The 3,103-nt window shown below is 59.1% G+C and carries 2 protein-coding genes; both read left to right on the top strand.

Annotation, left to right across the window (positions count from 1 at the left end; translation table 11 throughout):
* The first annotated feature begins 436 nt into the window (after nt 1-436).
* Nucleotides 437-679: an Lrp/AsnC ligand binding domain-containing protein gene (locus tag MUO23_11390; GenBank protein ID MCJ7513559.1), complete on the top strand. Its 243-nt coding sequence runs from the start codon at nt 437-439 to the stop codon at nt 677-679.
* A 986-nt stretch (nt 680-1,665) separates the two neighbouring features.
* The gene (locus MUO23_11385; GenBank protein ID MCJ7513558.1) at nt 1,666-2,658 is read left to right on the top strand and encodes an NAD(P)-dependent alcohol dehydrogenase; all 993 of its coding nucleotides are present in this window, start codon (nt 1,666-1,668) and stop codon (nt 2,656-2,658) included.
* The last annotated feature ends 445 nt before the right edge of the window (nt 2,659-3,103 follow it).

Raw genomic sequence — 3,103 nt, 5'->3', positions numbered from 1 at the left:
CTTGGCGCGGAACCAGATGCCGCGTATCTTGAGCTCGAACCCGAACTTCGCGAGGCGTTGACAAGAGGTCGCCTATTTGAAGCGAGCAAGTAGGGTGTTGTTGCGGGGTGCCGCCTAACAACTCGCTGAAGCTGACCCGGCGGGCTGGGCCTTCGGGGCTGCTTGAATCGCCTGCCGGCCGGGCGTAGAGTCCAAGTGGAATTGCCCGCTTCCGCCGGGCAGCTTAGCTCGAGACCGTTAGGCCGCCCGTTGACACCCCATTGGTCCCGGCAAATCGAGGGATCCACGGAAGACTCTGATATCATGATCATTGGCGCGGGCCGGCTAGAACGTAAAGCGTGGGCGAAGACTTTGGCGCGCAGACGGCCCCTACCTGTCGGATGCCGGCAAACCCATGCGCCCGATCGGCGCACCTACTCGTTCAAGGAGGACGACCATGATGGCAGCATTCGTATTCATTCAAATGGCGACGTCCGGCGGCTGGGACACAATGCGCACGGTGCACCAGGCGCTCCACGCTGTTGCCGGAGTCAAGACTGTTCACTTTCTGGCCGGCCCCACGGACATCATTGCCTTTGTCGAGGGAGCTGATCAGAAGGCGTTGGGCGAGACCCTCGGCAAGATTAGAGAAGTGAAGGGCGTGGCCAGCACCGATACCCGGATCGTTTGGCCACTCTAGAGCCGCGGGCAGCAATCCAGCCTCCAGAAACCTATCACTCGTCCTCGGTCCGATTGCGGTAGGCACTACCGAAAAGGGCGCCATCCCAACATCGCGCACCCAACGGGCGGCGGCCTAACAACTCGATGGAGCCGACCCGGCCAGCTGCGCTGAATTGGGTCTAAGATAGGTTCGAAGCGCTGGCCGGGCGGCTCATCTCGAGGCCGTTGGGCGGCTACACCTAGAATGAAAAGGAGCAGTAGAAAATGAACACGAATAGCAAGACCGCAAGAAATCTGCTAGATGTGAGGATAATCCTTGCAGTGTTATGGGTAGCTGAAGTGCTAAGTTCTTTGAACGGGGATACGTACCGCTTAAGTGATTCGGTTGTACTAAAGTCTTTACTTGAGAACACCGGATCTATCAAAGCAACCCCAGAATTGCTATTGGTAATGTCGATAATATTTGTGTTTCCCATACTTATGAGTGCCCTAACCCTGATATTGAAGTATTCCGTGAGTCGTTGGGCAAATCGCATCGTAGGCATACTCTATGCTGTGATCATTCTTGCGTTTTGGGTTTTGGGTTTTGTATTGCAGTCTGCTGGTTATGAGTTCGTTTGGTCAACAGCACAACTTGTGTTTGTCTTACTGGTTGTTTGGTACGCATGGAAGTGGCCCAAACAGGAAGCATGAGCCGATTCGACCCTTGTGGACCACACAGAGGATGGGTAGCTATCGCTTTGGAGCATAGCAGAAAGAGTACGAGGAAGAGTAATCCTGAGATTGATCTATATCTCGCCCAAGGGAGAAGTGCTACCACCGTCGGGTTGCCGCCCAACAACTCGCTGGAGCGGGCCCGGCCAGCTCGGCGATTTCGGATGAAGTAGCCCTGGGCGGGCCGCTCAGTTCGCAGCCGTTGGGCGGCGGTATTGAACGCCCTGGAGGGGAATGTGCCAAAGAAGGCCGCCACTTCCAAGCTTGCCTCCAGCAAGGAATGAAGAAGGAATGAAAGCAATCATCTGCACAGCCTACGGTTCCCCGGATGTGCTCAAGTTCCGGGAGGTCGAGAAACCGTGCCCGAAGGACCAGCAGGTGCTGATCCGCATCCACGCCACAACTGTGTCGAGGGCGGACTGTGAGCTCCGCCGGTTCGACTTCCCCGGATGGGTCTGGCTTCCTATGCGACTGTGGTCCGGCGTCTTGAAACCAAGGGTCCGCATCCTGGGCCAGGAATTCGCGGGCGAGGTTGAGGACGTCGGTAGAGGGGTATCCCAGTTCGCGCCAGGCGATCGGGTCTTCGGGACAACGGGAATTCGGCTTGGAGCCCACGCTGAGTACATCTGCCTGGGCGGACGCAGCGAAGGCAGCGCCTTGACCAGCATCCCGACGAACATGAGCTACGCCGAGGCCGCCGCCGTTCCCTATGGTGGATCGGAGGCGCTACGGTTCCTTCGAAAGGGGAACATCCAGGCCGGGCAGAAGGTCCTGATCATCGGCGCGGGCGGGAGCTTCGGCACGTTCGCGGTCCAGCTGGCCAAGCTCTTCGGCGCCGAAGTGTCGGCAGTGGACAGCACCAGCAAGCTTGAGATGCTCCGCTCGATCGGCGCGGATCACGTCATCGACTACACCGAGCGGGACTTCACCGACAGCGCACAGACCTTTGACCTCATCTTCGACGTTGTGTGCAGAGCGCCCTTCGCCCGCGTCCTACGCATGCTCCGCCCCGGTGGGCGGTGCATGCTGGCCAATCCGAACACATCTCACCTGCTCCGCGGATTGTGGACCACGATGACGAGCGATAGGAAAGTGATCTTCGGCTCGGACAGCGGGTCGGTGGAGCATCTGCTATACCTCAAGGAATTGATTGACGCCGGGAAGCTACGGCCGGTCATCGATCGGCACTTTACCCTTGAACAGACGGCTGAGGCCCACCGGTACGCCGAGACTGAACAGAAGAAAGGCAACATCGTCATTATCGTCGGCGACGAGCAGAGCTGAGCTGCTACCCACGCGAGGGGTCGTGCGTCATTCCGAGCCCCCCGGGTCACGTCCGTTTGGTCACGGACACCAGAGGGGGCCGGGAATCCCTGAGGCGATCTCGGGAAGAAGGCACCGGGGATTCCTCCGCCCGCCCTTCGACGAGCTCAAGGAGATTCCTGAACTGAGTCCCAGTCCGTTGATTGAGGTTGATCTGGCCAGCCGCCGCCCAACAACTCGCTGATGCTGACCCGGCTGGGAGCAGGAAAGGGCAGGGCACCTTGCCCCCCCGTTGGCGAGCGCGAGAATGGTGGGGAGCCTGAGCCGCCGGGCAGCATAGCTCGAGGCCGTTGGGCGCCACCGTCCCCCATGCCTCGAGTGTTAGACTTCATGCGCAAGAACAATCCCCAAGGAGTCGCAAGCATGCACATCACTTTCACGAGGAGCGAAGTCACCGAAGAGCAGT

The sequence above is a fragment of the Anaerolineales bacterium genome, assembly GCA_022866145.1.
Lineage (GTDB): Bacteria > Chloroflexota > Anaerolineae > Anaerolineales > E44-bin32 > PFL42.
Note: the sequence above shows the minus strand (reverse complement) of the source record. Positions and strands in the feature narration are given on the sequence as shown.

What these genes read in the sequence shown, in the direction of transcription:
- MUO23_11390 (MCJ7513559.1), top strand. Translation starts at nt 437, where the DNA reads ATGATGGCAGCATTCGTATTCATTCAAATGGCGACGTCCGGCGGCTGG.
- MUO23_11385 (MCJ7513558.1), top strand. Translation starts at nt 1,666, where the DNA reads ATGAAAGCAATCATCTGCACAGCCTACGGTTCCCCGGATGTGCTCAAG.